General features: G+C 48.6%; 25 protein-coding genes and 1 riboswitch. Of the genes, 16 read left to right on the top strand and 9 right to left on the bottom strand.

Annotated elements, in window-relative coordinates; genetic code table 11:
* Positions 1–16: 16 nt before the first annotated feature.
* From rplS to ACZ50P_RS09345, 4 genes are all read left to right on the top strand, one after another.
* On the top strand, positions 17–388 hold the full coding sequence (rplS, locus tag ACZ50P_RS09360; protein ID WP_464121332.1) for a 50S ribosomal protein L19: 372 nt from the start codon (positions 17–19) through the stop codon (positions 386–388).
* Between the two features lie 139 nt (positions 389–527).
* Positions 528–1,154 carry a ribonuclease HII gene (locus tag ACZ50P_RS09355; RefSeq protein ID WP_464130761.1) on the top strand — a complete coding sequence of 209 codons (627 nt, stop codon included), beginning with the start codon at positions 528–530 and terminating at the stop codon, positions 1,152–1,154.
* Positions 1,155–1,170: 16 nt separating this feature from the next.
* Positions 1,171–1,515, top strand: coding sequence for a YraN family protein (locus tag ACZ50P_RS09350; protein WP_464130759.1), 345 nt, complete (start codon positions 1,171–1,173; stop codon positions 1,513–1,515).
* Positions 1,516–1,547: 32 nt separating this feature from the next.
* Positions 1,548–1,886 (top strand): hypothetical protein, encoded by a 339-nt coding sequence (locus ACZ50P_RS09345; protein WP_464130758.1) that lies wholly within the window; start codon positions 1,548–1,550, stop codon positions 1,884–1,886.
* A gap of 49 nt (positions 1,887–1,935) precedes the next feature.
* On the opposite strand, the gene ACZ50P_RS09340 is transcribed toward ACZ50P_RS09345, so the two are convergent.
* Entirely contained in the window at positions 1,936–4,344 is a 2,409-nt protein-coding gene (locus tag ACZ50P_RS09340; RefSeq protein WP_464121328.1) for an LPS-assembly protein LptD, read from the bottom strand.
* Between the two features lie 123 nt (positions 4,345–4,467).
* On the opposite strand from ACZ50P_RS09340, the gene ACZ50P_RS09335 reads away from it, so the two are divergent.
* Positions 4,468–4,794, top strand: coding sequence for an STAS domain-containing protein (locus ACZ50P_RS09335; protein ID WP_464121327.1), 327 nt, complete (start codon positions 4,468–4,470; stop codon positions 4,792–4,794).
* Here ACZ50P_RS09335 and ACZ50P_RS09330 read toward each other — a convergent pair.
* Positions 4,791–5,924, bottom strand: coding sequence for a hypothetical protein (locus ACZ50P_RS09330; protein WP_464121326.1), 1,134 nt, complete (start codon positions 5,922–5,924; stop codon positions 4,791–4,793). The two genes, ACZ50P_RS09335 and ACZ50P_RS09330, sit on opposite strands and share 4 nt — an antisense overlap.
* Positions 5,925–6,066: 142 nt before the next feature.
* Between ACZ50P_RS09330 and ACZ50P_RS09325 the strand changes: the two genes are divergently transcribed.
* Positions 6,067–6,657 (top strand): hypothetical protein, encoded by a 591-nt coding sequence (locus tag ACZ50P_RS09325; protein ID WP_464130756.1) that lies wholly within the window; start codon positions 6,067–6,069, stop codon positions 6,655–6,657.
* Between the two features lie 117 nt (positions 6,658–6,774).
* Here ACZ50P_RS09325 and ACZ50P_RS09320 read toward each other — a convergent pair whose 3' ends face one another.
* Complete coding sequence (locus ACZ50P_RS09320) at positions 6,775–7,980, bottom strand: vitamin K epoxide reductase/DsbA family protein (RefSeq protein ID WP_464130755.1); 1,206 nt, start codon at positions 7,978–7,980, stop codon at positions 6,775–6,777.
* Positions 7,981–8,061: 81 nt separating this feature from the next.
* On the opposite strand from ACZ50P_RS09320, the gene ACZ50P_RS09315 reads away from it, so the two are divergent.
* Together ACZ50P_RS09315 and ACZ50P_RS09310 are read left to right on the top strand one after the other, a co-directional pair.
* A complete protein-coding gene (locus ACZ50P_RS09315; protein WP_464130753.1) occupies positions 8,062–9,696 on the top strand; it encodes a ChaN family lipoprotein in 1,635 nt (544 codons plus the stop codon).
* A complete protein-coding gene (locus ACZ50P_RS09310) occupies positions 9,693–10,100 on the top strand; it encodes a DUF4339 domain-containing protein (protein ID WP_464121322.1) in 408 nt (135 codons plus the stop codon). The genes ACZ50P_RS09315 and ACZ50P_RS09310 overlap by 4 nt, the downstream gene beginning before the upstream one ends.
* On the opposite strand, the gene ACZ50P_RS09305 is transcribed toward ACZ50P_RS09310, so the two are convergent.
* The gene (locus ACZ50P_RS09305; protein WP_347356264.1) at positions 10,097–10,369 is read right to left on the bottom strand and encodes an HU family DNA-binding protein; all 273 of its coding nucleotides are present in this window, start codon (positions 10,367–10,369) and stop codon (positions 10,097–10,099) included. The genes ACZ50P_RS09310 and ACZ50P_RS09305 overlap by 4 nt on opposite strands.
* A 178-nt stretch (positions 10,370–10,547) precedes the next feature.
* Between ACZ50P_RS09305 and ACZ50P_RS09300 the strand changes: the two genes are divergently transcribed.
* The 5 genes from ACZ50P_RS09300 to pyk all read left to right on the top strand — a co-directional run bounded on the left by ACZ50P_RS09300 (position 10,548) and on the right by pyk (position 15,970).
* Complete coding sequence (locus ACZ50P_RS09300) at positions 10,548–11,258, top strand: hypothetical protein (protein WP_464135202.1); 711 nt, start codon at positions 10,548–10,550, stop codon at positions 11,256–11,258.
* 41 nt (positions 11,259–11,299) lie between these two features.
* Positions 11,300–11,974, top strand: coding sequence for a tetratricopeptide repeat protein (locus ACZ50P_RS09295; RefSeq protein WP_464130752.1), 675 nt, complete (start codon positions 11,300–11,302; stop codon positions 11,972–11,974).
* A 2-nt stretch (positions 11,975–11,976) separates the two neighbouring features.
* On the top strand, positions 11,977–12,714 hold the full coding sequence (locus tag ACZ50P_RS09290; RefSeq protein WP_464130750.1) for a hypothetical protein: 738 nt from the start codon (positions 11,977–11,979) through the stop codon (positions 12,712–12,714).
* An 86-nt stretch (positions 12,715–12,800) separates the two neighbouring features.
* Positions 12,801–14,477: a hypothetical protein gene (locus ACZ50P_RS09285; RefSeq protein WP_464130749.1), complete on the top strand. Its 1,677-nt coding sequence runs from the start codon at positions 12,801–12,803 to the stop codon at positions 14,475–14,477.
* 5 nt (positions 14,478–14,482) lie between these two features.
* Positions 14,483–15,970 (top strand): pyruvate kinase, encoded by a 1,488-nt coding sequence (gene pyk, locus ACZ50P_RS09280; protein ID WP_464130748.1) that lies wholly within the window; start codon positions 14,483–14,485, stop codon positions 15,968–15,970.
* Between the two features lie 63 nt (positions 15,971–16,033).
* On the opposite strand, the gene ACZ50P_RS09275 is transcribed toward pyk, so the two are convergent.
* From ACZ50P_RS09275 to ACZ50P_RS09260, 4 genes are all read right to left on the bottom strand, one after another.
* Positions 16,034–17,017 (bottom strand): cyclic nucleotide-binding domain-containing protein, encoded by a 984-nt coding sequence (locus ACZ50P_RS09275; RefSeq protein WP_464121315.1) that lies wholly within the window; start codon positions 17,015–17,017, stop codon positions 16,034–16,036.
* A 148-nt stretch (positions 17,018–17,165) separates the two neighbouring features.
* Positions 17,166–17,822 (bottom strand): CoA transferase subunit B, encoded by a 657-nt coding sequence (locus ACZ50P_RS09270; protein ID WP_464130746.1) that lies wholly within the window; start codon positions 17,820–17,822, stop codon positions 17,166–17,168.
* 8 nt (positions 17,823–17,830) lie between these two features.
* Positions 17,831–18,529, bottom strand: a complete 699-nt coding sequence (locus tag ACZ50P_RS09265; RefSeq protein ID WP_464130745.1) for a CoA transferase subunit A — start codon at positions 18,527–18,529, stop codon at positions 17,831–17,833.
* Between the two features lie 2 nt (positions 18,530–18,531).
* Positions 18,532–19,707, bottom strand: coding sequence for a thiolase family protein (locus ACZ50P_RS09260; protein ID WP_464121312.1), 1,176 nt, complete (start codon positions 19,705–19,707; stop codon positions 18,532–18,534).
* Positions 19,708–19,839: 132 nt separating this feature from the next.
* On the opposite strand from ACZ50P_RS09260, the gene ACZ50P_RS09255 reads away from it, so the two are divergent.
* From ACZ50P_RS09255 to ACZ50P_RS09245, 3 genes are all read left to right on the top strand, one after another.
* Positions 19,840–20,820, top strand: coding sequence for a DUF4097 family beta strand repeat-containing protein (locus tag ACZ50P_RS09255; RefSeq protein WP_464130744.1), 981 nt, complete (start codon positions 19,840–19,842; stop codon positions 20,818–20,820).
* Between the two features lie 65 nt (positions 20,821–20,885).
* The gene (locus tag ACZ50P_RS09250; protein ID WP_464130742.1) at positions 20,886–21,785 is read left to right on the top strand and encodes a hypothetical protein; all 900 of its coding nucleotides are present in this window, start codon (positions 20,886–20,888) and stop codon (positions 21,783–21,785) included.
* Between the two features lie 267 nt (positions 21,786–22,052).
* Positions 22,053–22,150: riboswitch (purine riboswitch) on the top strand.
* The gene (locus tag ACZ50P_RS09245) at positions 22,143–22,622 is read left to right on the top strand and encodes a hypothetical protein (RefSeq protein ID WP_464121309.1); all 480 of its coding nucleotides are present in this window, start codon (positions 22,143–22,145) and stop codon (positions 22,620–22,622) included. It overlaps the preceding riboswitch by 8 nt.
* Before the next feature lie 66 nt (positions 22,623–22,688).
* On the opposite strand, the gene ACZ50P_RS09240 is transcribed toward ACZ50P_RS09245, so the two are convergent.
* Positions 22,689–23,450, bottom strand: coding sequence for a substrate-binding periplasmic protein (locus ACZ50P_RS09240; protein WP_464130741.1), 762 nt, complete (start codon positions 23,448–23,450; stop codon positions 22,689–22,691).
* Positions 23,451–23,520: the final 70 nt, after the last annotated feature.

Genomic DNA, 23,520 nt, shown 5'->3' with positions numbered 1-23,520 from the left:
ATAAGGATTTTAAGCAATGGCTAAAGAAACAAACCTCGTTCGTCGCGTTAGTGTTAAAGCTGCTAATAAAAACATCCAATCCTTCAACTCTGGTGACACTGTTAACGTATTCGTTAAAGTAAAAGAGGGTGAGAAAGAGCGTGTTCAGCTTTACAAAGGTATCGTAACTAAGATCCAAGGATCTGGTGCAGGCAAGTCCTTCACAGTTCGTAAAATGTCTGCGGGTGTTGGTGTGGAAAGAACTTTCCCGTTTGCATCTCCAGCTATCGATAAAGTTGAGATCGTAAACATGGGTAAAGTACGTCGTTCAAGACTTTACTACCTTCGTGATCTTAAAGGTAAAGCAGCGAAAATCGAATCTGAATTGGTTACTGTAAAAGCAGACTAGTTCAGCGATTGCAAAAGCTTTAAAAATAGAAAACCTGGAGTTCAACAACTCCGGGTTTTTTAGTTTCTGACGCAGTTTAATCTCAGTGACCTTTTTGGATCTTTCTCTATATGATCACGGCCTTACATCGAGGCACCGCTTGGCTAAAGCTAAAAAAGAAAAAATCGAATTCCCTAAAATCGAATGGCGCGAATTTTCCCCGGCTCCCATTATTGGTGTGGACGAGGTGGGTCGTGGTTGTTTGGCGGGGCCGGTTTATGCGGCGGCAGTGATCTTCAAGTCAGAGGCGCTCAGTGATCTGGTGACGGACTCGAAGCTGATATCCGAAAAACGTCGCGATGAAATGGCGGAGTTGATTTTGCAGGAACACCATGTGGGCATCGGTTTCGCAACGGTGGAGGAAATCGACGAGTTGAATATTCTTAACGCCTCACTGCTGGCGATGAAGCGAGCGGTTGAAAAGCTGGGTGTTAAGAGTGGTCATGTGCTGGTGGATGGAAATAAGAAAATTCCAAATCTGCGCGGATTCGAACAGACCACGGTTGTAAAAGGGGATCTGCGTGTGGCGCCGATTTCTGCAGCCTCCATTGTGGCTAAAGTGACTCGTGATCGATTGATGAAAGATCTGGGGGCGCAGTATCCGCACTATGGATTCGAAGTTCACAAAGGCTACTCCACGCCAATCCACAAACAAAGTATCGTCACGCACGGTCCGTGCGTTGCCCATCGCCGCTCCTTTGCCGGCGTCAAAGAATACGTCCGCTAAATCCTCATCGTCACAGGTGTGCGCCCCGTATTGGGCGCATGAGCGCGGACTGCTATCTGAAAATCACGTTGTAAAACACTATCAGCTTCAGCATTTTCATTTGCTTGGACAGAGGGTGAAAACACCTTTTGCTGAAGTGGATCTGCTTTTTCGCGCTCCCCAGGGGCATCTTCTGATGGTTGAAGTCAAAACGACGAACCTGATGGACTTTCAGCCATTTCGAGTTTCGCAGAAGCAGAAGGCGCGTCTTCTGCGGGCGATGCAGTTTTTGGCAGCCCGTTGGGATGTGTTGGTGGAGATTCACTGGGCCTTTGTCACAAAAGAAGGTGAGATCACGGTCTTTGAGGACATCAGTGGTTGACTCAAACTGAGGTTTTCAGGGGACAATGATGTATGAAGAAAATCCTGACCGTCTTAATCCTGGTGATGATGCAAACTCAAAGTGCTCAAGCGCAGTCTTTGCGAAGCTTTCTGGCTACATGCGGTTGGGGAGTCGTCGGAGGAGCTGCGCTGGGAGTGGTCAGTCTGGCCTTTGAAGACAAACCCAGTGAAAGCTGGAACAATGTGGCTCGTGGGGCTTCGTTGGGATTGTATGCCGGGATCGGTTACGGTCTTTATGCCATGAACAAACAACCTGCGACCTATCAGCAACCGGACTTCGCGATCATGCCGACTTTTGAAAAGGGGCAAATTGATGGGGTTCGTGTCACCAAGACCCTCTTTGACTTCTAAAAGAACAAAATATCAAGCCTGAGCGAAGCGGATTCGGCTTAACACAGAATTAGAAGCCGTAAGAATCCAAAGCCTCTGGTGGCAGAGCCGGTTTTGGATTTCCGTCAAACGTAAACTCAAAGTTCAGTTTGAAGTTAGTGTCACCACCAGTGACCTGATCATGGATGAAGGTGATCATCATGCAATCGCCCGGCGGTTTGAATTGGGCAATATAGGCCCAGGACTTCACCTTGTCCTGTGTGGTGGACTCGGCCCAGTTGGCGTCATAAACGAATTTCCCCATCAAGTTGATGAAGCGCGAGGTGAAGCCCGCAGAGAAAGTGTAATCTTCCTGGCGATCGCTGGTGTTGACGGCTTGTCCCGGAGTGATCTTGTACTGACGGGTTAACTGCACCTGGAAGAATTGGCCCATATCGTTCAGCAAGCGCACGCGGGAAGAGGCGTTGGTCACGTTCTGATAAGGGAAGTAATTGAAGATGGAGTAGGTCTGGAAGCGATCCAGGCGCACGTCCAAAGTGGCCGTCACATCCGACCAGGGCTCTTTGACGCCCACTTTGTTTTCCTGGGTGCCGTCATACGATTGAGCCAGCTTTAAATAGCCCACCTGACGGTATTCAGGGCGATCACCAATCCAGCGTTTTTCCGTGATTTTGTTAATCAAAGCCAGGGTCACAAGGTTGCGGTCATAGACGCGGTCATAGTAGTCAAACTGCACGCCATAATCGCTGGCAATATCCAGATCAGTGATACTGTCACGAGCCGTGTACGGCGCATCTGAAATGGATCCAGTTCCAAAGAACGGGCTGTCGTCCTGAGACACCCATGGCAGGCGCGAATAGACAACCTCTGGAATGATCTCGTGCTTGTAGCGGGTGGCCTTTGAGTTGACGGTGTCGCCATAAATGCGGCTCAGATTCGTGCGGGCTCCAAGCTCAGTGCGAACATAGCGACGGGCAAGGTATTGATCTTCATCAACGTTAAAGCCGTAATGGGTTTCGCGATAGCTGATCACCGGAATCACATCCAGACCGTCACCAAACTTAATCGGATAATAAAGGGCCGGCATCACGTCCAGACGTTGTCCGGTGCGGATCTGATCCACGGCGGGATCGAAAGAGCCATCATAGATTCTTCTGCAAGTGGGGTCGTCCTGCCATTTGGGATCGTTGCAGGTGTTTTTAGGGAAGCGAAGTTTATTCCCGCCAACCATCTGCTCGGTCATGTCGTCATAAGCCTGACCCGAGCGCGTGAAGTTCACATAGGACACATTGACTGAGTAAATAAAGTTCGTGTCACCGATGTTTTCCTGTGTCTGGGAAAAACGCAGTTCGGGAATGCGATGAACCGCATCGTCATTGCCAGACAGGGGATTTCCCTGAAGCATGTTCACATAGTAGGACGTATCCACGCTGTAGTGTTGATCCAGGGTGTTTTTCGTGAAGGAGGTGCGATTTTCCATGGCCGAGTCGCCGTGGTTCATCGTTTCGTTCGGGAAGTCCTTTGGGTATTGCAGGTCGCTGGCCAGATTCAACTGGGCTCGGTGAACGATTCCATCAGGCATTTCATAATAGTGATCATAGCGCAGGAACCAGCGCTCCAGTGGATCGTTTTTTTCATCCGGCGTGCGATACAGATTCAGTCTGTCATCTTCAGCAAAGGCCTTGTCGAAGATGGTTCCAAAGTTCAAAGTACCGCTGGAGTTTTCGCTCAGCAAATAGCGATACTCCACCAAACCTTTAAGACCCCTCTTGGTGTAGTCTTTAAGTTCAATGGTGGCATCTGTGCTGCGAGAAATAGCCCAGAAGTAGGGTTGAGAGATGGCGATCCCCCCTTTGTCGGACAATTCAAAACCAGGGGTGAGCAGTCCGGACTGACGATCACTCTTCAGCGGAACGATCAGGTAAGGCAACCAGAAGAACGGAACCGGGCCAAGGCGTAGCACGGCATTCTTGATATATGCATAGCCCCCCAGCTCGGCGCGAATGGTGGATCCCGAAAAACTCCAGGTCGCGGGGCAATTCGTGCAGGCGGTGTAGTCTGCTGAACTGACAATGAATTCCGATTCTCCGGTTTTCTGCAGGAGTTCACCCGAGAAGCTGACCGGGCCGGACTGCACATAGCCGTTATAGATCAGGCCGGTGTTGTTTTCGTAATCCAGGAAGATCTGATCCCCGGCAATGGTGTTCTTGGCATCCATGATCTCCACATTGCCGTAAAGTTCCACCTGGCGGGATCTTAAAGAGACGCGGGCCTTGTCGGCCTTGATGTGCTGTCCCTGATAGACCAGCTGAATGTTGCCTTCCAGATCCACCAACTCCTTTTCGTTGTCACGGAACATGTGATCGGCATTGATCAGAATGCCATGGATCTTCGCTGCAGGCTCTGCGGCCCACAGGGGAGACTCTGTCACCAGGGAAAGGAATAAGAATGAAAGCAAGACGATCCAGCGATGAAGCACCAAAGTATTCTAGGGATGGTTTAGGGCCTTTGTCGAGGTGAAACTGGCCTCTTTTTGGACTCAAAATGTCATGAATTCTGTCCGTTAAGATAAGGCACATAACTTAATCCAAGAGGTTTACACATGGAAGTCAAACTCCTGCTCGACGGTGATATCACTGTTGTGTCTTTGAGTGGTCGTATTGAGATTGAAAAAACACAATCCTTTAAGAAAGCCTGCCTGCAAAACTTTTCTGACAGAAAAGTCGTGTTTTGTATGAAAAACCTGCATTTTGTGGGGTCTTCCGGGATTCAGTCTTTCTTCGGTGTGCTGAATGATTTGAACATGGGTAAACAAATGAGCGTGAAAATCGCGGGTTTGACCCCGGATTTTCAACGCCTTTTCTCTTTTTCTGAATGTTCAAGTTTAGAAGTGCATGAAAGTATCGAAGGGGCTCTGCAAAGCTTTTAAGCAGTAGGCCCTTCCTGTTTGCGCAATTCGTTTAGTTTCTGACTGAGCTCAAGGTTAAGGCGCTCCAAAGCCGCCGCAGCGACCTTGAGCTTTTCGTTTTCCTCATTCTTGGCAGTCCACATGTAACGCAGGCTTTCGAGTTGTTCTTGGGCCTGATAATTGTCTTTCTCAAGCTTCTGAATCTTCTCCTGATCCTCCATCACACGAACCTGCAAGTCTGCATGTTCAACCCCCAGCTTTTGATTTTGGCGGGACAGTTCGCTGATGCGTTCTTGCTGGCGTTCGATCTCTTTCTCCAGGCGATCCTTGATCTCCTCTTTGGTGCGGCGAAGTGTCACAACTTCGTTTTCCAATGTGTCCTGTCGCTCCAGGGCCGCGTGAAGCTTTATGGACTTCACTTCAAGTTCTTCTTGAGTTTGGTGCAGCATCGCCAGCTCTTTATTCATGCGTTCAATCTGTTCTTCATAGAACTGAACCATTTCTTGAGCTTTTTTCTCGGAGGCTTCCACTTGGTAGCGGGAGTTTTTTGTGACTTCGATGATCTGGTGACGAAGGTCACGCAGAAGAGCTTCTTTGTGGGCGTAATCGCTTTCAAGTTCCTGCAGACGCAGATCCTGAGTGCGAGAATATTCTTTCAACTGAGAGATGTAAGGCTTCACCTGTGTTTTGATGCGCTCATGGTATTTTGCATGGCGAGCCAGTTCCGTTGTCATATTACGGACTTTTTCAGTCAGGGCGCGCACTTTTTCGCCTTGAACTTCTTTTTCACGCTCGAGCTGATCAACTTTCTGGCGCCAGATATTGTCTTTTTCTTTCCACACCAGGATTTGATCTGCGACAGAAGATTGGGACAGGCGGGCTTTGTTGGCCTCTTCGCTGAAACGTTGATTTTCCGTTTCCAGCAATGAAAGGCGGCGCAACGTCACTTTCAGACGGGCCATCAGGTCTTCATTCTGAGAGATTAAGTTTTCAACGGTGGAAGATTTCAGGATCTCTTTGGGAAGATGACTGAAATCATTCTGACGAGGCATCTCGTCAGGCAAAGGAATCTGACCCACAGATTTTTGATCCCGGGTTGAGTCAAAGTCTAAATGTCCCAATTTCGCGGTCTGGAAAGAATCGGTTTCCATAGCCCTCCTCCATGAAGTCTAGGTCGCCCTTCGTCCATTTTCTCAGAATGATTCGACTTTAGTCAAACCAACCCACTAAGACTGGACCAAGGTATTAACAAAAGGGCTCAATATCGAAGTTAAACTGCCGAAAAGAAAGGATATGTCAGTACCAGCGCTTAAAGATTCTACCGCCCTTGTTGAAGAAGTGAAGAAGAAGGAAGAAGGTGCCTTCTTTGATATGAGCGTGGATAAAGCTGATCTTGGTCGGCCGGACTCATTGCGCTACAACATTCTGACCTGGGTTTTAGATGAGCGCTACGACAAGGCCATCGACGAACTTAAAGACTTCCTTGAAAAGCCTTCTGAATATCCCAATTTTAAATCCAAAATTACACGTTTCATTAATCATTCCATCGATTTAATTTACGCAATTAAAGCCAAAAGAAGCTTTCCGGGCATTAACTCACTGACTCGGGCCAAACAGCAGGAATTGCGGGAGAAGTTTAAAGAACACTTCCGCGAATTGCAGTATGTTCTGAAGGTTGTTGAGAAAATCCAAAGTGATCTGCGAGTGCAGGATGTTCGCTCGACTATATATGTGGTGAAAGCGGCCTGGTTTGCCAGTTTGGCAGTGATCATTCTGGCATTCTGGTTGGATATCGTAAACGGTCTGGCAAAGACCAGCGTTTTGGTCTTCGACGATGCTTTTGGTAAGTTGGCCAACTTCTTGGCCGAAACAATCGGCTTCTAGGGTGCGCCGGATATTCATTTTTAGCTGCGTTACTGCGTCGGCGGCGTACTATTAGTACGCCTTTTTTCCTTGCGCCTTGTAAAAATGAATATTGCGGCGTGCTTGGGTAATCCTGGTTTATTTTTTTAGAGTTTTATAGGCGGCTTCCAGCACTGGGATCGACTGGGCGCCGTTAAGGACTTTGCCATTGATGAAGATGGCTGGGGTCCCCTGGATCTGAGCCACTTCGCCTTCTTTGGCGTTCTTTCTGACAATTTCAGGAATTTCAGTGCCTTTTACGCAAGCTTTCAAATCATCCAGTTTGATACCCGTTTTAGTGGCAATGGATTCCAGATTTTTATCCAAATTCATAGTGCGGATGATTTCATCCTGATTCTCAAAGATATGGTCGTGAGCCTCCCAGCCTTTTTGTGCCAACTTTTCAGAGCACAATGCAGCTGCTGCCAGTCCACAGGAAATACCATCACCACCACCTTTGATAGCTTCGTTGCAGGTGCCATCCAGAGGGAAAGGTTTGTAGATCAAGCGCACATCCGGATGATTTTTAGCAAAACTATGTAAGACCGGCGCGGCGTGTTTGCAGTGAGAGCAACGGAAATCGGCAAACTCTACAATCGTCATCACGGGTTCGCCCGAACCTTTTTGGAAGCTGAGGCCCGTGGTTAGGTCGAAGTTCTGCTGCGGCGCCACCTGCCAGTAGGCAACGCGTTCTTTGGCCATTTTTTCGATGTCAGAAAGGCCATGGCTTTCAAGGTACATAATATTTGCCAGGAAAGCGAAGGCCGGGATCGCGATCAGGAAGCCCAGAACCCACTTTTCGGTCGAGAAAACATCTTTGATGTCGTTGCTGATATTTTCAGCAGAAACATCGCGAGCTCCCATCCACGTAAAGATGAAACCCAGGATGGACAGGATGTAAGTGGCAATGCAGAAGATGCAAAGGTTGCTCATCGCGGTGATGGAAATCGTACCCATTACGATGGAAGCCAAAACTGTTCCGGCAGAAAGCAAAAGTGCATAGCGGGATGTGCGTTCTTGGTCCTCAACTAAGTTGAAGCGCGTGACTGCCAGGAAGTAGAGCAGAACCAGGTTGGTCATGACTCCCCAAAGCGCAATAGGCACTCCCAGCAGAGATGAGAACTTGCTGGCACTAACGGCATCACAGTTCAGAACTTCATTAATGTTGCAGAAGGATTCTCCACCAGAAAGGCCGAACTTCACGTCATAGTAATGAAGAGTCAGGTAGATGTGCACACCGACACCGATCAGGGTGACGATCATAGCTAGAAGCAGGGAAGTGTTTTTGCTGGCTGTGTTTTTCATGCTTTCATTGAATCTTAGATTCGTGTTTGAAATCAATGGAAATTATGCAAAAATCTTTGCAGCGCTATCAAGGAAGACAGCTTGAACGACCTACAAAAATGGATTCGCATTAGAAAAGACCTTTACCTGCAGATGGAAAAGCAGGTTCGCCATCGCTTGGGGCAGGACACCCCTGAGTTGATGCGTTATCATAAGGTTTACGAAAAAGAGTTCTCCAAAAAATGGACCGTTTCAACCAAAGAGGCCCTTTGGGAACAAATGGCTGCATCCCAGGTCGTTATGATTGGGGACTTCCATGCCCTTCATCAATCGCAAAAGGCCCAGGCGCGCATTTTGCGGAATATGCCTACGGACCGTAAAGTTATTCTGGCGGTGGAGTTCTTTGAAGCGGCAGATCAGGAAAGGATAGATCGCTATCTGTCTGGCAAGATGTCAGAAAAGGACTTTCTAAAGGCCACTCAGTGGCAGTCCAAGTGGGGATTTCCTTGGGAGCACTATCGTCCCTTGTTGCGGTGGGCGCAAAAACACAAGGTGCCAGTTTATGGTATTAATCGCACCTACAAAAAACGCAATGCAGCCACTTTGAAGTCCCGGGATGTTTTCGCGGGAAGAAAGATTGCTGATCTGGTCAAGGCGCACCCTGAGGCTCTGGTGGTTGTGATCTATGGGGATCTGCATTTGGCCGCGGAGCATATTCCGGCAGAAGTTGTGAAGATTCTAGGGCCCGCCTTTGCAAAGAAGATACTGCGGGTGTTTCAAAACTCTGAAAAAATATACTTCCAGCTTCTTAATAAGGAGCTGGAGTCCTCAACCGACTTGGTCCGTCTTTCACGCAACATCTTCTGTCTTATGAGTGTGCCTCCGTGGGTGAAGTGGCAGAATTATCTGATGTATCTTGAGCAGACCTATGATCTGGGGTTGCACGACGACGACGATGATGATGAGGATGATGATCTTTTGGATTACACTGATCACGTCGGACGTTATGTGAAGATCATTGCTGATGAGCTGGGTGTTGCCGTTTCCACCTCGGGGCTTTCTGTTTATACCGCGCGGGACAGTGCTTTTTGGAGCCAGGTGAGAGAGCACTATGATGCAAAAAAACTGCGCTGGATTGAAATGTTGATCGCAGATGAAAGTTCTTTTTATTTGCCAGAAATTGGAGCGGCCTATTTGGCGCGGGGAACTGTGAATCACGCGGCTTCTTTGGCCATGCACTTTGTGCATGCTCAGATCAGTGAAGAAAAGCAACTTTATGTGGATGTCCCGGCTGATTTTCTGCGCCTGATCTGGAAAGAGGCTGTGGCGTACTTTGGCTCCAAGATGATTAATCATAAGCGCAAAGCCGATACAGTGGCAGATATCAAAGCCAGCTTGTCGGTGCGGGGGCCCTCGGATATCGGAAAAGAGGCATTGCAGCTTGCTCTAGCACAGAAGATGCATGAGTTGATGGTGATCACCGGAGTTCCGGGGCATCGTTTGCAGGCTCGCCCTAAAAAGAAGTGGAGCTATGTTTTGGCGGCCACATTGTTGGGGGGGATGATGGGAGAGCGTTTGTTTGGTGGCTACCGAAAGAAGCTGGTGAATCCTGCCACATTGGTTAGTTTTTTGAGGAAGCCTTTGGCAAGTCCTCATTTCAATGTCGTCTATTATGAAGTGCTGGAAGTGATAGAGTCCTTACCAGCCCCCTTCCTGAGTAAAAAGGAAAAGCTATGAATAAAGACTCGTGGTTCTATAATAAAAATCTGAAACCCCAAGGCCCGGTGTCTTTGGAGGAAATGCGTCTGCGAATCTACAAAGGTGAGATCGGCCCTCACGATTTAGTCTGTCATGACAAAACAGGGGAGTGGAAGCCGGCCTGTGAGTGGGGTGTATTTGAGCAGACCTTATTTCCTGCGGCTCAGAAATTCATTCCTGGGAGCGATGTTGCCGTGGATGAAAAAGAGTGGGTTCTGCTGGTGCCTTCCGAGGATGGCAAGAGTCTGGTTCAAGAAGGGCCTTATTCGGTTCGCGACATCAAAGACTTCGTGAGACAGCAAAGAGTGTCCCAGGAAAGTCATGTCTGGAAGTCGGGCTTAAGTGGCTGGTGTAAAATTCAGGATCGACCTGAATTCATTTAGTTCAGAGCGTCCTTAAGGTCTTTGCCCGGCTTGAATTTTGGGATGTAGGCACTGGGAATTTTAACGGTTTCGCCAGTTTTGGGATTTCGCCCCTGGCGAGCCTTGCGGGATGTTCTGGTGAAAGTGCCAAAGCCCACAAGTTTGACCTCTTCGCCGTCTTTTAAGGCCTCTTGAATGGCCTCTAATGTGGCATCAAGGATCTGTTCGGATTGAGTTTTGGTTGTCTTTGTTTTTTCAGCGACCAGTTCCACCAATTGAGCTTTATTCATTGCGTTTCAATCCTTGTCTCGAAGACCGCTAACCTAAGATTCGCTGAAAAAATGGTCAAGTGAAATGAGTGAGTCGGGTCCAGGATGTGATGCGGTAAAACGAGTTCTGTTAAGTGTCATCCTTTAAATTTTCGATGTTTCGTTGGATACTAGGGAACTTCATTGAGGGGGGGCTGTGATGCTTTTCGTGGCGTTATTATTTCCGGTGTTTGGTTTTGCTCAGCAAACATTGAATGCCAATCTTTATGATTTGAAATCCAATCAACAGAAAAAACTCTTTACCTTGGACATTGCGGTCACGCCCACTGACGTCGGCGCATTCAGTACGCAGGCACAGTACCGGGATCTTGAAGGGAAAGTGGCTGTGACCGAAACAGGTTACGTCAAAGAGGCCGAGATTCAAAGGTACGAAATTCAACAGAATCAGACGGGCGAAGTGGGGCGCTTCCGCGTTGAAAATGGCCGGATCTATTTTGAATATGAAGGCAAGGGTAAGAAAAAAACTTCTGATGAAAAGGTCAGTGGGTTCGTTCTGAGCACCTCTAATTTCAATGCTTTTGTGGCAAAAAATTGGGAGCCGTTAAGTCAGGGGAAGGCCTTGGATGTTCGCTTTGCTGTGTGGGATCGGCTGGAGACCGTCGGGTTCACCTTGCAAAAGCGCGGTGAAATGGAAAAAGACGGAGAAAAGTGGATGGAGTTGCGCATGAAGCCCACAAGTTTTGTGATCGCGGCCCTGGTGGACCCTATTCACTTGTGGTATTCACATGCCGACAAACAACTGCGCCTGATGAAGGGGCGAGTTGCGCCGAAGCAGTTGCATAACGGGAAGTGGAAGGATCTGGACGCAGAAGTGATCTACACCAAAGCCCAGAAGACAGTCTCAAAATAAAACAGTCTCAATTCTTATCGGTTTTTGCCGATAAGTGAGACATGAAAAATCAGAACTCTTTATTCGTTGTTTTTTGTTTGTGTCTGACGGTGGGGATGATGGGCGGATACGCCGTCCTTGTTGGGCATTTCAATGGGCATGAAGAGTATGAAATGCGCCTGGCAAATCTGCAGAAACAGGTGGAAAAGGAAAAATTTAACAACTCTCTTTTGAGTTACCAGTTAAAGGATTTCCAGCAAACGGTGGCGCAGGTGCTGCCGGACAATAAAACACTTCAAGCAAAGTATGAACTTAAGAATTTGGCGGCCGTTGTTCGTGCGCCGGCCAGCGAGGATTCGCTGGATCTGTCCGGAGCTCTTTATGAAAAGGGCAAGCGTTACTTTAATGGTCAAGAGTATGATCGCGCCATTCGTGAATTTAATAAGCTGATCGAAACCTACCCATTGTCTCAGCACAATGTGGAGGCGCGTTTCTTTATCGCTGAAAGCTATTTCCTTAAAAAGGACTATCGCAGCAGTCTGGGGCAGATCGATGAGATGGTGACCCAGTATCCACAGCACGATCTGACAGGCTTTATTCTTCTGCGCATGGGGCAGATCAGTGAGATGAACAGTCAGACGGAAGAGGCCGCGGAGATCTATAAAACAGTCGCTAAAAACTTCAAAAACGAAAACCTCAAGAAGCAGGCGCGCAAGCTTGCGCAAAGTGTTGAATAGTCATGAAAAAGGTCGTCCGGGTTCTTATTTTTTTGATGGCTTTCCAGATGGAGATTCGAGTGCGTGCCGCAGGCGATGTGATGGAGCAGCCGTCGAAGTGCCTTAATGAGGCCTTAAATTGCGCCCTGCAAGTGACCGGAAATTCTTTTCATTTTGAAAAAGGTGAACAAAAACTTCATGCCTCCGGCGGGTCAACTCTGGTGATGAGCAACCCGCAACAGTGGCGCCTGGTCAAAGGGGTCCTGTGGGTTGAAAATGGGCAAGGTCTGGAGGTGGAAACTTTGTTTGCCTCTTTTAAGGCGAGTTTTGGTGAGTATTGGGTGCTGCATTCAGAGTCCCGGGTGTTGGTGCGAAATATGTCGGCTTCTTTGAAAGTGACCCTAAGAGACGGAAAGACGCTGGAGATTCCTGAAGGCTTTGAGGTCTGGGTGTCTTCGGTAAACTCTCAGGGGAAATCTGATTATGGAATGATTGAGCCGATCAATATGAAAGAGCACCTGCCTTTGTGGAACTCCCTTTATCGGGGAAATAAAGAGTCCTTTGTGAAAGAGGTTCGTCACTACCGCGAAAACTGGGGTGATTTGGTGCAAAAGAGCAGTCGCCTGTACCGCCAGCTGACAGAGAGGGAGATTGCCTCGGTCGCGGCGAGGGAGCAGGCTGAAGAAGCGCGTCGTCAGCGCAAGGCCGCGGAAGACCGCAGGGTCAAAGAACTCTATCGTCAGCGCGTGTTTGAGCGCTAGATAAAGGTCCTGATTTTAATTTACGATCCATGTCAGTTGCAGTTTCTGCCTGGTCCTCATGTTAATCTGAGGTCTGGGAGGATAGGATGTCTTCTATTTCATCATCGGATCGTGCACGCCAGGACGAAAAGATTCGTAAGACTCGGGAAGAGTATGAGAATCGCGAAAGCGAAAATGCCAAACGAAAGAGCGCCGAAGTCAAACGTTTGGAGCAGCGTCACCACGACGAAATCAAGAATATCACTGATGAATATGAAACTCGCATCGCCGAGCTCAAAGAGCGCAATCGCGAGACGCTAAATCAGCGCGACTATGAAAATAGCAAAAAAATTGATGAAGTTCGCCAAACCTACCGCGAATCGCTCCGCAATAAAATGGAGGATTCTTATAATGCCCGCGAACAGCAGAGAGCCAGCTATGAAGGGGCTCTGAAGAAGCAGAAAGAAATCAATGAGGCCCAGAAACAGAATTTGGTGGGACAACTGAATACTGAAATTTCAGGTCGTGATGAGCGTTTTGTTGAGGCAATTCAGGAGAATCGTCAGAAATCCCAGGAAGCAATTCACAAAAACTCACGCCGCTTGAATGAGGCGCATGAAAAAGAACGTGATGCTCTGTTGAGCAGTCATGACGAGACCTTGCGATCAAAAGATCGCAATAGTAAAGAAATGCGCAAATCCTACGAGGCTCGCTTGAAGCAGAGCGAGCGCCAGCGTGAGGCGGACAATTCCCGTTGGTCTCAGAAATACGGGGACTATGTCGTCAATAGCAAGCAGGAATATGGCGAAAATCTGGATATGAAGCAAATGATCATGAATCAGGAGCGTGAATCGATTCGTGATAAATACGAAAATGCACTGGAAAACAAGTCGGCTCAGATGGACTCGCAGAATCAGGATTTCCGTGATTCCGTCAATGGTCGCATCAACAGTCAGATCCGTTCCCGTGACAGCCAGATTCAGCGTCTGAATGGTCGACTGAACAATGAAATCTCCAAGAACGAAAGGCTGCGGGGCATTGAGCGTCGCAATCTGACTCAGGCCTATGAAAAACGTTTGGCTTTGTCTGAAGATCAGCGTGAAGGTGCTGTGGATCAGATGAAGGAGATTAACAATGAGCGCATCGATCGAGTGCTGACGGAGAATCAAAAGCTATTGAGAAATGCGGACCGCGAGAATAAATCTCAGGTCAACATCATGAACACCCGTCATCGTGAAGAACGCGAGAACCTGATCATACAGCACAAAGATCAGGTGACTCAAGTGGCGAACAATGCGGAGTCCCGTGTTAACAAAGTCATTGATTTGACTAATAAGAATCAAGCCCAGTTGGAGCGTTACTATGCGGACTCTTTGGATGTGATGAAGTCCAACTATCAGGACCGTATGGATGTGGTTCGTGAAAAGAACTCGGCAGATCATGCAGCGCTGAATAAGGCTATGACGGAGCGCTTCAGAACAATGGAAGCCTCTTTTAATTCAAAGCTGGAAGAAACCATCAAGCGTTACGAGGACCGTATCGCCGCCATCCAGGACAGCCAATCCCGCGAGTTGAAGCGACTTGAGAATCTGCATTCAACTCGATCTGGAGAGCAGGAAAAGGCCAGCAAAATGGAAAAAGAGTCTTTGCAGATGAAGTACGAGGCCAAGATTGCCCAACTGAATCAGTCGCACCAAGATCAACTTGATAGAATGAATAGACGTCACCAGGAAGATATGCAAAACTTGTCTGTGAAGATGAGTTCATACAGCAGGAAGGCGTAGATTCAATGTTAGCAGATCGTCGTGCAAAAATTGTGGCCACTATCGGGCCGGCGACTCGTGACGAAAAAAATCTGGAAAAAGCAATCAAGGCGGGCATGAATGTGGCTCGCCTTAACTTTTCCCACGGCAGTCATGAAGATCACCTTAAAGTTATCAAATCCTTGCGTAAATTATCCCAGGAGCTTCAGGCTCCGGTGGCGATTCTTCAGGACTTACAGGGACCTAAAATTCGCGTTGGAAAATTTGAAAACGGTTCCATTGAAATCAAACCCGGGGATCGTCTGGTTGTCACCACCGCTGCAGTGCTGGGTAAGCCGGGGCTGATTCCGTCGGACTTTAAAGAGCTTCCGTTGGCCTGTGTGCCGGGAACCCGTATTCTTTTGGATGACGGTCTGATGGAAATCAAAGTCCTTCAGGTGCGTGGTGAAGAGCTTGATGTGGAAGTCATCTATGGCGGCATCTTGAAAGACCGCAAAGGGATGAATCTGCCGGGAGTGAATCTGCCGGTGGAATGCATGACTCCGAAGGACATTGAGGACCTTGAGTTCGGCCTTGAAAACAAGGTTGATTATGTGGCCCTGAGTTTTGTTCGTCATGCGCGCGACATTCGACAGTTGCGTGAAAGAATTGAAGCTAAGAACTCCAGCGCAAAGATTGTCGCAAAGATTGAAATGGTTGAAGCCATTGAAAATCTGGAAGAAATCTGTCGCTTGAGTGACGCCGTTATGGTCGCGCGCGGAGATCTGGCTGTGGAAGTCGGGCAAAGTCGTTTGCCAGGATATCAAAAGCGTATCATTCAGGTCTGCAACCTTCTGGGTAAGCCGGTGATCACGGCAACGCAGATGCTGGATAGCATGGTTGAAAATCCGCGACCCACTCGTGCGGAAATCACAGATGTGGCCAATGCCGTGTTGGATGGTTCTGATGCATTGATGCTTTCGGCGGAATCCGCCAGCGGGAAGTATCCTTTCCGTTGTATCCGCACCATGCATGAAATTATCACTGAAGTTGAGCGCAACGAAGAGGAATACTATAAGATCTCTTTGGAGAATGAGTTCCTGAGCACGCCGGCGGCGATTGCTGCAAGTGCTTCTTTGAGTGCTTTGAAACTCAATGCGACGGCGATCATCTGTCTGACGACATCAGGTAAGACGGCCAATATTATTTCAGCCTTCCGTCCGAAGGCGCGCATTATTTCCGTGACTCAGCATCTGGATGTTCTTAATGGCATGGAACTTGGTTGGGGTATTCAGACCCATGCGATCAAGCCCTATAAAACCATGGAGGATATTCTTCGTGAAGTGGATCAGTTGTTGGTTTCTCATGGCCTGGGTAAAACCGGAGATCGTGTGATTTTGACTCTGGGCCAGCCGATTGCCTGCGGAGCAAAAACCAACTCTATCTATGTTCACACGGTGGGTGGCGAGAGTGTGGCGAAGCTGCCAAATGAAAAGCTGCCACTGCGTTGTCAGGAAATTCCAGATATCGAGTAGATTTTTTCTGAAGAAAAGAGAATAAAAAAAAGCCAGGTTCCCTCAGGTTCCTGGCTTTTTGTTTTAGCGCAGTTTGCGTTTTAGATTATTCACAATCGTCCAGTTGCGTGCCAGTGGCTCCACGTAAGGCAGTTCCACCATGATGTAGACACCTTTTTCATCCATGATTTTCTCAGTCAGATACTTCTTTTCGATCAAGGAATTCACGTCGTCAGCTCGGATCAGTTGTCCTAACTCTTTCATGGATTCATTTTGAACATCGGTCAGATCCACCTTGTACAGGCCTTTGTTGTTTGGCTCCACACGGCGGGCAAACAGTAAAATGCCATTCAGAATGCTGACCTCCTGATCCGACAGGGCTGGCAGACGGTCTTTGTCTTGTTTGAACAGCCACTCGTTGTACCAGTCGACGAACGAGAAAAGCTCCTGAGGTTTTAGATTGGTGACTTTCTGCGTTCCATCCCCGCGGTCTTCCTGAGTCAAGTAGCCAAGTTCGGTCAGAGCATTCACCACGCTCTGCATTTTGTTGGTGGCTTCCTGGAAGATCTGAATCGTGTAATTGCGAATCAGAACCGAAGAAAAACTTAAAGCCCCGTTGTCTTCGGGTTTACCATACTTATTGCCGACCAGATTTAAAATTGAAATATATTTGTTCACGATGTGAGGCGGGAAGCGCTCTTCATCAGGATTGGTGTTTTCCAGCAGACGGATTTTTTGATTCGCATCACGCAGTTTTTCATTCAGCGTTTTCATGATTGCGCGAACCCACACCGGCAACTGATCCATTTGTTTGTTCAAAGAGTCGTAGGGAAGTGCGATGACTTCGGAGTCTTTGGTGGCCTTCACATTCGCGCTGCGTGGCTTTTTATCAAACAACGCCATTTCGCCAACCATGGCACCGGGTTGAATTTCCGCGATAACAACTTCAGTGTTGCCTTTGCTTTTGGTGATAGCGAAACCACCTGTTTTAACGATATACATGGCATCTGGAGCGTCCCCATCTCTGAATAGATAGGTGTCTTTTGCCACTTTCTTTGCCTCTGCCACGAAAACCCCACTCTCAATTACGTGAATTTTTATTATCTATGGGAATCTTAGACAGGGCAATGCGGTGCTGGACTTAGGTGGGTTGGGTCGGGGTGGGCGTTTCAGATTAAAACGGCCTTCCTTTGGGGGAAAGCCGTTGAGCACAAAACTAGAATGTCATGGGCTTGCAGTCAGGGGCTATTTTCATTTTGCCCTCTGTGGCTGCCATTACCTTTTCTGGAGACAGATCCGGGGCGTATTCTTTCAAAACAAACCCTTCAGGGGTGATTTCGATCACGCCGAAATCACTGACGATTTTCTTGATGCATCTTACGCCGGTCAAAGGAAGCGTGCACTTGCTGCGCAGTTTGGAGTTTCCTTCTTTGTCGGTGTGTTGCATGGCTACGATCACGTTGCGAGCACCGGCAACAAGATCCATCGCGCCCCCCATGCCTTTGACCATCTTGCCTGGAACCATCCAGTTGGCGATGCTGCCGGTTTCATCAACCTCCATCGCACCCAAAACCGTCAGGTCCACATGACCCCCGCGGATCATCGCAAAGCTGTCAGCACTGGAAAAGAAGCTTGCTCCCGGCAAAGCCGTCACAGTTTGTTTTCCGGCGTTGATCAGATCCGCATCGACATCGGCTTCTTTGGGGAAAGGACCCATGCCCAAAAGACCATTTTCGCTCTGTAACATAACGAATTTGTCTTTTGGGATGTAGTTGGCGACCAATGTAGGAATCCCGATTCCCAAATTTACGCAGTAACCATCTTCAACTTCTTGAGCGATACGTTGTGCAATTTGCTCTCTTGTTAATGGCATAAACTTTCCTAACCTTTGGCAATCGTTTTTTGTTCAATGCGCTTTTGGTAGTTCGTACCTTGGAAGATACGCTGAACATACACGCCTGGAGTGTGAATCTGATCCGGATCCAGTTCGCCAATTTCCACCAGCTCCTCGACCTCGGCCACTGTGATTTTTCCAGCAGTCGCTGCCATCGGATTGAAATTGCGTGCAGTTTTGCGGAAGATCAGATTTCCGAACTTGTCGCCCTTCCAGGCTTTCACAAAGGCAAAGTCACCGACGATGCCTCTTTCCAGAACATAGTCACGGCCGTCAAAGTTTTTAATCTCTTTGCCTTCAGCCACCAAAGTTCCCACTCCTGTCGGTGTGTAGAACCCGGCGATACCCGCACCACCGGCGCGGATTCTTTCGGCTAAGGTTCCCTGAGGGCAGAACTCAAGCTCCAGTTCGCCACTCATGTAAAGCTTTTCGAACAAAGCGTTTTCACCCACATAAGAGGAGATCATTTTTTTGATCTGGCGCTTTTGCAAAAGCAGACCCAGACCGAAGTCATCCACACCTGCGTTGTTGGAAACGCAGGTCAGATTTTTCACGCCCATTTCATTCAGGACCGTGATGCAGTTCTCCGGGATGCCGCAAAGGCCGAAGCCGCCCAAGACCAGAGTCATGTTGTCCTTGACGTCAAAGAGCGCACTCTTGGCGTCCTTAAAAACTTTTTTGCTCATGACTAAGCCTTCTCGATGATCAAAGCCACCGCTTCGCCGCCGCCGATGCACAAAGTAGCCAAGCCATAGCGCTTGTTGTGTGTGTGCAAAGCGTGAACCAAAGTTGTCAGAATGCGCGCGCCCGAAGCTCCGATCGGGTGACCGATAGCCACCGCACCACCGTGAACGTTGACTTTGGCAGCCGGGATTTCAAGTTCTTTCATCGCCACCTGAGTGACAACAGCAAAGGCTTCGTTGATCTCCCAAAGATCAATGTCGCCCACCTTCAAATTGGCTTTTGCCAATGCGCCCTTGATCGCGCCCACAGGAGCTGTGGTGAAGTATTTTGGATCATGAGCGAAAGTGCCATGCGCCACGATTTTCGCCAAAGGTTTGATGCCACGTTTTTTGGCTTCAGATTCAGACATCAAAACGTGCGCCGCTGCACCGTCGTTGATTTTGGAAGCATTAGCCGCAGTGATGGTGCCAGTTTTGTCGAAGGCAGGTTTCAAGCCTGGGATTTTGTCGAAGTTGGTGTTGAACGGTTCTTCGTCCTTATCCACAGTCACAGCGCCTTTGCGACCTTCAACAGTCACAGGAGCGATTTCGTTTTTGAACAGATTCTTAGCCCAGGCATCCTGAGCTTTTTTGTAGGATTCAACTGCGAAAGCATCTTGTTCTTCACGAGTGAAGTTGTGCTCTTTCACGCAGATTTCCGCCGCATTTCCCATGTGGAAGTTATTGTATGGATCCCACAGGCCGTCTTTGATCATGGAGTCTGTCATTTGTGTTGGACCCATGCGGTAACCAGAACGGGAGTTTTCAAGCAAGTGCGGCGCCAAAGTCATGTTTTCCTGGCCGCCGGCAACAGCGATTTTTGTGTGCCCCAAAGCGATGGAGTCGGCCGCCAGCATCACAGATTTCAAACCGGAGCCACAGACTTTGTTGATGGTCAGACATGGAGTGGAATTTTTAAGCCCGGCGAAAAGAGCTGCCTGACGAGCTGGAGCCTGACCCACGCCTGCAGTCAGCACTTCACCCATGATGCATTCGTCAATTTCGTCAGCAGAAACACCTGCGCGAGTGATGGCTTCTTTGATGGCCACAGCGCCCAGTTTGGGTGCTGGTACGGAAGCAAAACCACCTTGGAAGGAGGCTACCGGAGTTCTCACACTGCTCACAATTACGACATTTTCCATTTTTTACCTCTTTAGCTTTTTGTCCAAGCTTTTCTCTTGGGCTTGGGGGCCCTTGCAAATTTATTGTAAATGCCCGCATACTTTTTTATATTTTAAAGACAGAGTCAAATGCCAGGGTTAAGGAGTCAACGCATGTCAGCGATCAGTTTCATTCTTGTCCACCTCGTTTTTCAGCCACTGATGGCCGCCACATTTGAAGTTCCCGTCTCTGAAGGAGATCGCCTGGTCCTGAAAGGTCTGGAGGCGCAAGTTCAGATGGTGGGGCAACCCGGCACTGCGCTGCGTGTCTCTGGGGTGGAGCAATCCAGTGCGGAAGGTTTATTCACGATCGAAAAGAAGAATAATATCATCGAAGTCCGTATGAATGAATACGACGGAAAAAGAACCTGGCTGAACATCTTGCCGAAGGCCGCTTCACAAATGAAAAAAATCGAAATTATCGGCCCGGCGCTTCCTGCGGACGTTCAATTGCGCGGTGGGTCTGTGGTGGCGCAGAAGTGGAACAAAGACTTGAAAGTGAGCCTGACTCAAGGGCGTGTGGCCTCCATGAATGGCGCGGGGTCTTTGCAGGTCTATGTGCAAAAAGGGGATGTGTCCGTGGTGGATCACCTGGGGAAAGTCAGTGCAGACTCCTATTCTGGTTCCATGACTTTGAAGAACGTTCAGGGGGATGTTGAGGCGTCCCTTTTCTCGGGGCAGATGAACGTTGAAAAAGTGCGCGGCTTCCTGACTGTTTCAGCCCAGCAGTCCACGGCGAAGGTCAATCAAAGCAACGGAACCATTCAGTTTGAAAGTGGCAAGGGCAGCCTGAATATTCAGGGCTTCCAAGGACGCATCGAGGGCCAGAATCAGGACGGCGCTGTGACGATTGGCATGGCGTTGGATTCGGAAGTGGATGTGAAGTCCAAGTCGGGTCGCGTGAGCATTCAGACGCCGCCGGGTTCAGGAGCCAGTCTGAATCTGATGACGGTGGAAGGTGAAATTGTCGTTCCGCCAGAAGTTCGCGTGACGAAGTTGAGCGCGGAGAAAACAGCACGTGGTCGTTTGCGTGGCGACGCGCCGAGAGGAAGCATTTTTGTTCGCAGTCAAGAAGGCACTATTTCAGTGAAATGAGTTGACAGCTTTTCTCAAATGTCTGACAGATGGAATGATCTCTAAAGCACTATCTAGGTAGAACTATGGCAAAAATCGTAAAAAAGAAGCCCGCAGCCAAGGCTGCAGCAAAACCAGCTAAAAAAGCGCCCGCAAAAGCGGCGGCCAAGCCAGCTCCAAAAAAGCCAGCTCCTAAGGCCGTTGTGAAAAAGAAGGCTGATAAGGCCCCTGTAAAGGTGGCAAAAAAGCCTGAGGCGAAGAAAAAACCGGAAGTGAAGCCTGCGAAGGCCCCGGTGAAAGCTGTAAAAGAGACCAAGGAAATTAAAGAAACCAAGGTCGAAGCGGCGAAAAAGCTGGAAAAAAAGGTTACGCCACAGCCGGTTCCTGAAAAAGCGGCGCCTAAAAAAGAGGCGAAAGCCCCTAAAAAAGGCAAAGCGAAAAAGGAAAAGGAAGAGGAAGAGCTGGAAGACGATTTTATCGCCGATGACGACCTGATGGGTGATGAAATCGGTGAATACGAAGAAGAGCTCAAAGCCGTCGAGGAATCCGAAGAGGAAATCGAAGTCGACGAAGAGTGGGTTTCTGAAGAAAAGGTCAAAAACGACGAAGAAGTGGTTTTGACTGACGCAGAGGGTCGTAGATACTGCCGCGCTCGCGATTGCGATCAAATCGCTGTCGTGGATGCTTATTGCCGTTACCACTACCTGATGTTCTGGAAGAAGATCCAAGTTCGTAAGAAGATCCTTCAAGATGGCAAGCTTGAGCGCTACGTGGAAGAACTGACGTCCCGTTATCCAGACAAGTTCCTGGAAATGATCCGTCGTGATTTGCGCACGGAAAAAGACTTCTTGGCTGCTATCCAAGAGCTGGAGATCGATGAATCTGCAGTGGATAATGAGTTTGAAGAGGATAATAGCGCATTTATTGAAGAAGTGCGTGGGATGGGAGAGGGTTCCGGTTCCGGCGTAGAAGACGACGAATACTAGGTCGGCCGTTGAAAAGGGCCCATCCGACTGCGTTGTCGGCCCCTTTTCTTCACTCCGACGTGCTTGGAGCACGCCTCCGTTTCGAAAAGGGGCCTCCGCCTTGCGGATGAACCCTTTTGAACGGCCTTAGCTCTCGGTTATTGGGGATAAATATAAAGATTTTGGGAAGACCTGCCTGAAGAGGGTGGGTCTTTTTTTGCTTTTTTTTGATGTGCTTAGGTGCGTTAATGGATTTGAATTTTATTGCAAATGGGAAATCTCAACATTACTACTAACCCCGGTTACTCAAATATAAGTCAGAGATAGGGTCTGACGTTTCTACCTGCCACCGTAAAGGGCAGTCTATTTGGAGCGGATATGTTTAAGCGCGCAGCTTTATTTGTTGTGGTTTTGTTCTTTGCAACCTTGTCTCAAGCATTTGAGGCATTTCCTAAAGGGCCGGACGAAGCGTTGACACCGGGCGCCCTTTGTAACCGTCCTAGCGAATACCGATATCCTGAAAAAATCAAATACTGCGAACGTGATGTGTCCACATCTCAAAAAGCAGCTATCTTCCAAAAGTACGATCAACTTGGTTACAGAACTCGCTCTATGAAGCGTCAGGCTTTCAAGATCGATCACTACATTCCGTTGTGTGCAGGTGGCAGCAATGACTCCAGAAACTTGTGGCCTCAGCATGAAAGTGTCTATGAGATCACGGACAAGTTGGAAGCTTTGATCTGTGAGAAAATGGCAGCGGGCCGTTTGTTGCAAAAAGATGCCGTGGAAATCATCATTCAGGCTAAACATCACCTGGATGAGGTTCCGACGATTGAAGCTCGTGTAAGAGCTCTCTAATTTACAAGAATATTCTCTCTGTCGAGGGGGCGCCCATGTCTGACGAAGGCATGGGCATTTTTGTTTTTAAGGTCTTTGATTTGCAGATTGAACCGCATTGAACTGCGCAGTGATCCGAGCGTAGGTTCCGTTGCTGATGATGGTTTGTAAGCCTTTTTCCAGGATGGCGGCGTACTTGCTTCCGTCTTTGTGTTTCTTTGAAAAGCTAAGGTACAGGCCTGTGCGGGAGATGACTCCCAAGGGTTTGACCTTTTTGCTTAAGGCAGGGTTGTTCCGCAATAGATGGGCCGCTGTCAGGCCCCAAAGAACGGCATAGTGAACGCGTCCGCTGGCCAGCTTTTCCAGCTGGGATCTTTCAGTGGGACCGGGTGAGTGGGTGATGCGTTTGTTCTGCAGAAACTCTGTAGGATAAGTGTAGCCGTTGGTGGTTCCGACAATTTTTCCTTCCAGATCATTAAAGTTCGTCGGGCGTTTGGTTTCATTCAGCGCTCCGTAAACAACCATGTCTGCTTCAAAAATAGGTGTCGAATGAAAGATGTACTTCCCTTGGGTTTCGATACTGATCACGGTGTCAAAGCAGCCCAGAGCCTTGCCTTCGTCCACCTCATGCAGACAACGGGCAAAGGGCACGGGGCGGGTGATGACTCGAACTCCTTGTGATTTAAAGGCGGCTTTTACTATATCGGGTGCAAGACCGATGACGTCTTTATAGTCTGGCGAGGCTGATGCGTAGGGAGCCCAGTCGTCCTCACCATTGATGATGACAGTCTCAGATCGAGCGGCAAAGGTCGTGCAGAATAGAAGCAAAAAGAGGGCATTTTGAATCATGATAGATTCTCATTATCTCTTGTTCGTGAGAATGAACCAAGTGAAAAAGAATCTTGTTCAAGAAAGCGCA

Source organism: Bdellovibrio sp. CKG001 (assembly GCF_055397465.1).
The sequence above is the reverse complement of the archived record's forward strand: the minus strand, read 5'-3'. Positions and strand labels throughout refer to the sequence as shown.

Excerpts from the sequence above, each read along its gene's own strand:
- ACZ50P_RS09240 (WP_464130741.1), bottom strand. The coding sequence starts at position 23,450 with ATGATTCAAAATGCCCTCTTTTTGCTTCTATTCTGCACGACCTTTGCC.
- ACZ50P_RS09310 (WP_464121322.1), top strand. The coding sequence starts at position 9,693 with ATGAATAAAGACTCGTGGTTCTATAATAAAAATCTGAAACCCCAAGGC.
- ACZ50P_RS09320 (WP_464130755.1), bottom strand. The coding sequence starts at position 7,980 with ATGAAAAACACAGCCAGCAAAAACACTTCCCTGCTTCTAGCTATGATC.
- ACZ50P_RS09255 (WP_464130744.1), top strand. The coding sequence starts at position 19,840 with ATGTCAGCGATCAGTTTCATTCTTGTCCACCTCGTTTTTCAGCCACTG.
- ACZ50P_RS09325 (WP_464130756.1), top strand. The coding sequence starts at position 6,067 with ATGTCAGTACCAGCGCTTAAAGATTCTACCGCCCTTGTTGAAGAAGTG.
- ACZ50P_RS09250 (WP_464130742.1), top strand. The coding sequence starts at position 20,886 with ATGGCAAAAATCGTAAAAAAGAAGCCCGCAGCCAAGGCTGCAGCAAAA.
- ACZ50P_RS09335 (WP_464121327.1), top strand. The coding sequence starts at position 4,468 with ATGGAAGTCAAACTCCTGCTCGACGGTGATATCACTGTTGTGTCTTTG.
- ACZ50P_RS09270 (WP_464130746.1), bottom strand. The coding sequence starts at position 17,822 with ATGCCATTAACAAGAGAGCAAATTGCACAACGTATCGCTCAAGAAGTT.
- rplS (WP_464121332.1), top strand. The coding sequence starts at position 17 with ATGGCTAAAGAAACAAACCTCGTTCGTCGCGTTAGTGTTAAAGCTGCT.
- ACZ50P_RS09345 (WP_464130758.1), top strand. The coding sequence starts at position 1,548 with ATGAAGAAAATCCTGACCGTCTTAATCCTGGTGATGATGCAAACTCAA.
- ACZ50P_RS09330 (WP_464121326.1), bottom strand. The coding sequence starts at position 5,924 with ATGGAAACCGATTCTTTCCAGACCGCGAAATTGGGACATTTAGACTTT.
- ACZ50P_RS09290 (WP_464130750.1), top strand. The coding sequence starts at position 11,977 with ATGAAAAAGGTCGTCCGGGTTCTTATTTTTTTGATGGCTTTCCAGATG.
- ACZ50P_RS09260 (WP_464121312.1), bottom strand. The coding sequence starts at position 19,707 with ATGGAAAATGTCGTAATTGTGAGCAGTGTGAGAACTCCGGTAGCCTCC.
- ACZ50P_RS09295 (WP_464130752.1), top strand. The coding sequence starts at position 11,300 with ATGAAAAATCAGAACTCTTTATTCGTTGTTTTTTGTTTGTGTCTGACG.
- ACZ50P_RS09305 (WP_347356264.1), bottom strand. The coding sequence starts at position 10,369 with ATGAATAAAGCTCAATTGGTGGAACTGGTCGCTGAAAAAACAAAGACA.
- ACZ50P_RS09285 (WP_464130749.1), top strand. The coding sequence starts at position 12,801 with ATGTCTTCTATTTCATCATCGGATCGTGCACGCCAGGACGAAAAGATT.
- ACZ50P_RS09300 (WP_464135202.1), top strand. The coding sequence starts at position 10,548 with ATGCTTTTCGTGGCGTTATTATTTCCGGTGTTTGGTTTTGCTCAGCAA.
- ACZ50P_RS09265 (WP_464130745.1), bottom strand. The coding sequence starts at position 18,529 with ATGAGCAAAAAAGTTTTTAAGGACGCCAAGAGTGCGCTCTTTGACGTC.
- ACZ50P_RS09245 (WP_464121309.1), top strand. The coding sequence starts at position 22,143 with ATGTTTAAGCGCGCAGCTTTATTTGTTGTGGTTTTGTTCTTTGCAACC.
- pyk (WP_464130748.1), top strand. The coding sequence starts at position 14,483 with ATGTTAGCAGATCGTCGTGCAAAAATTGTGGCCACTATCGGGCCGGCG.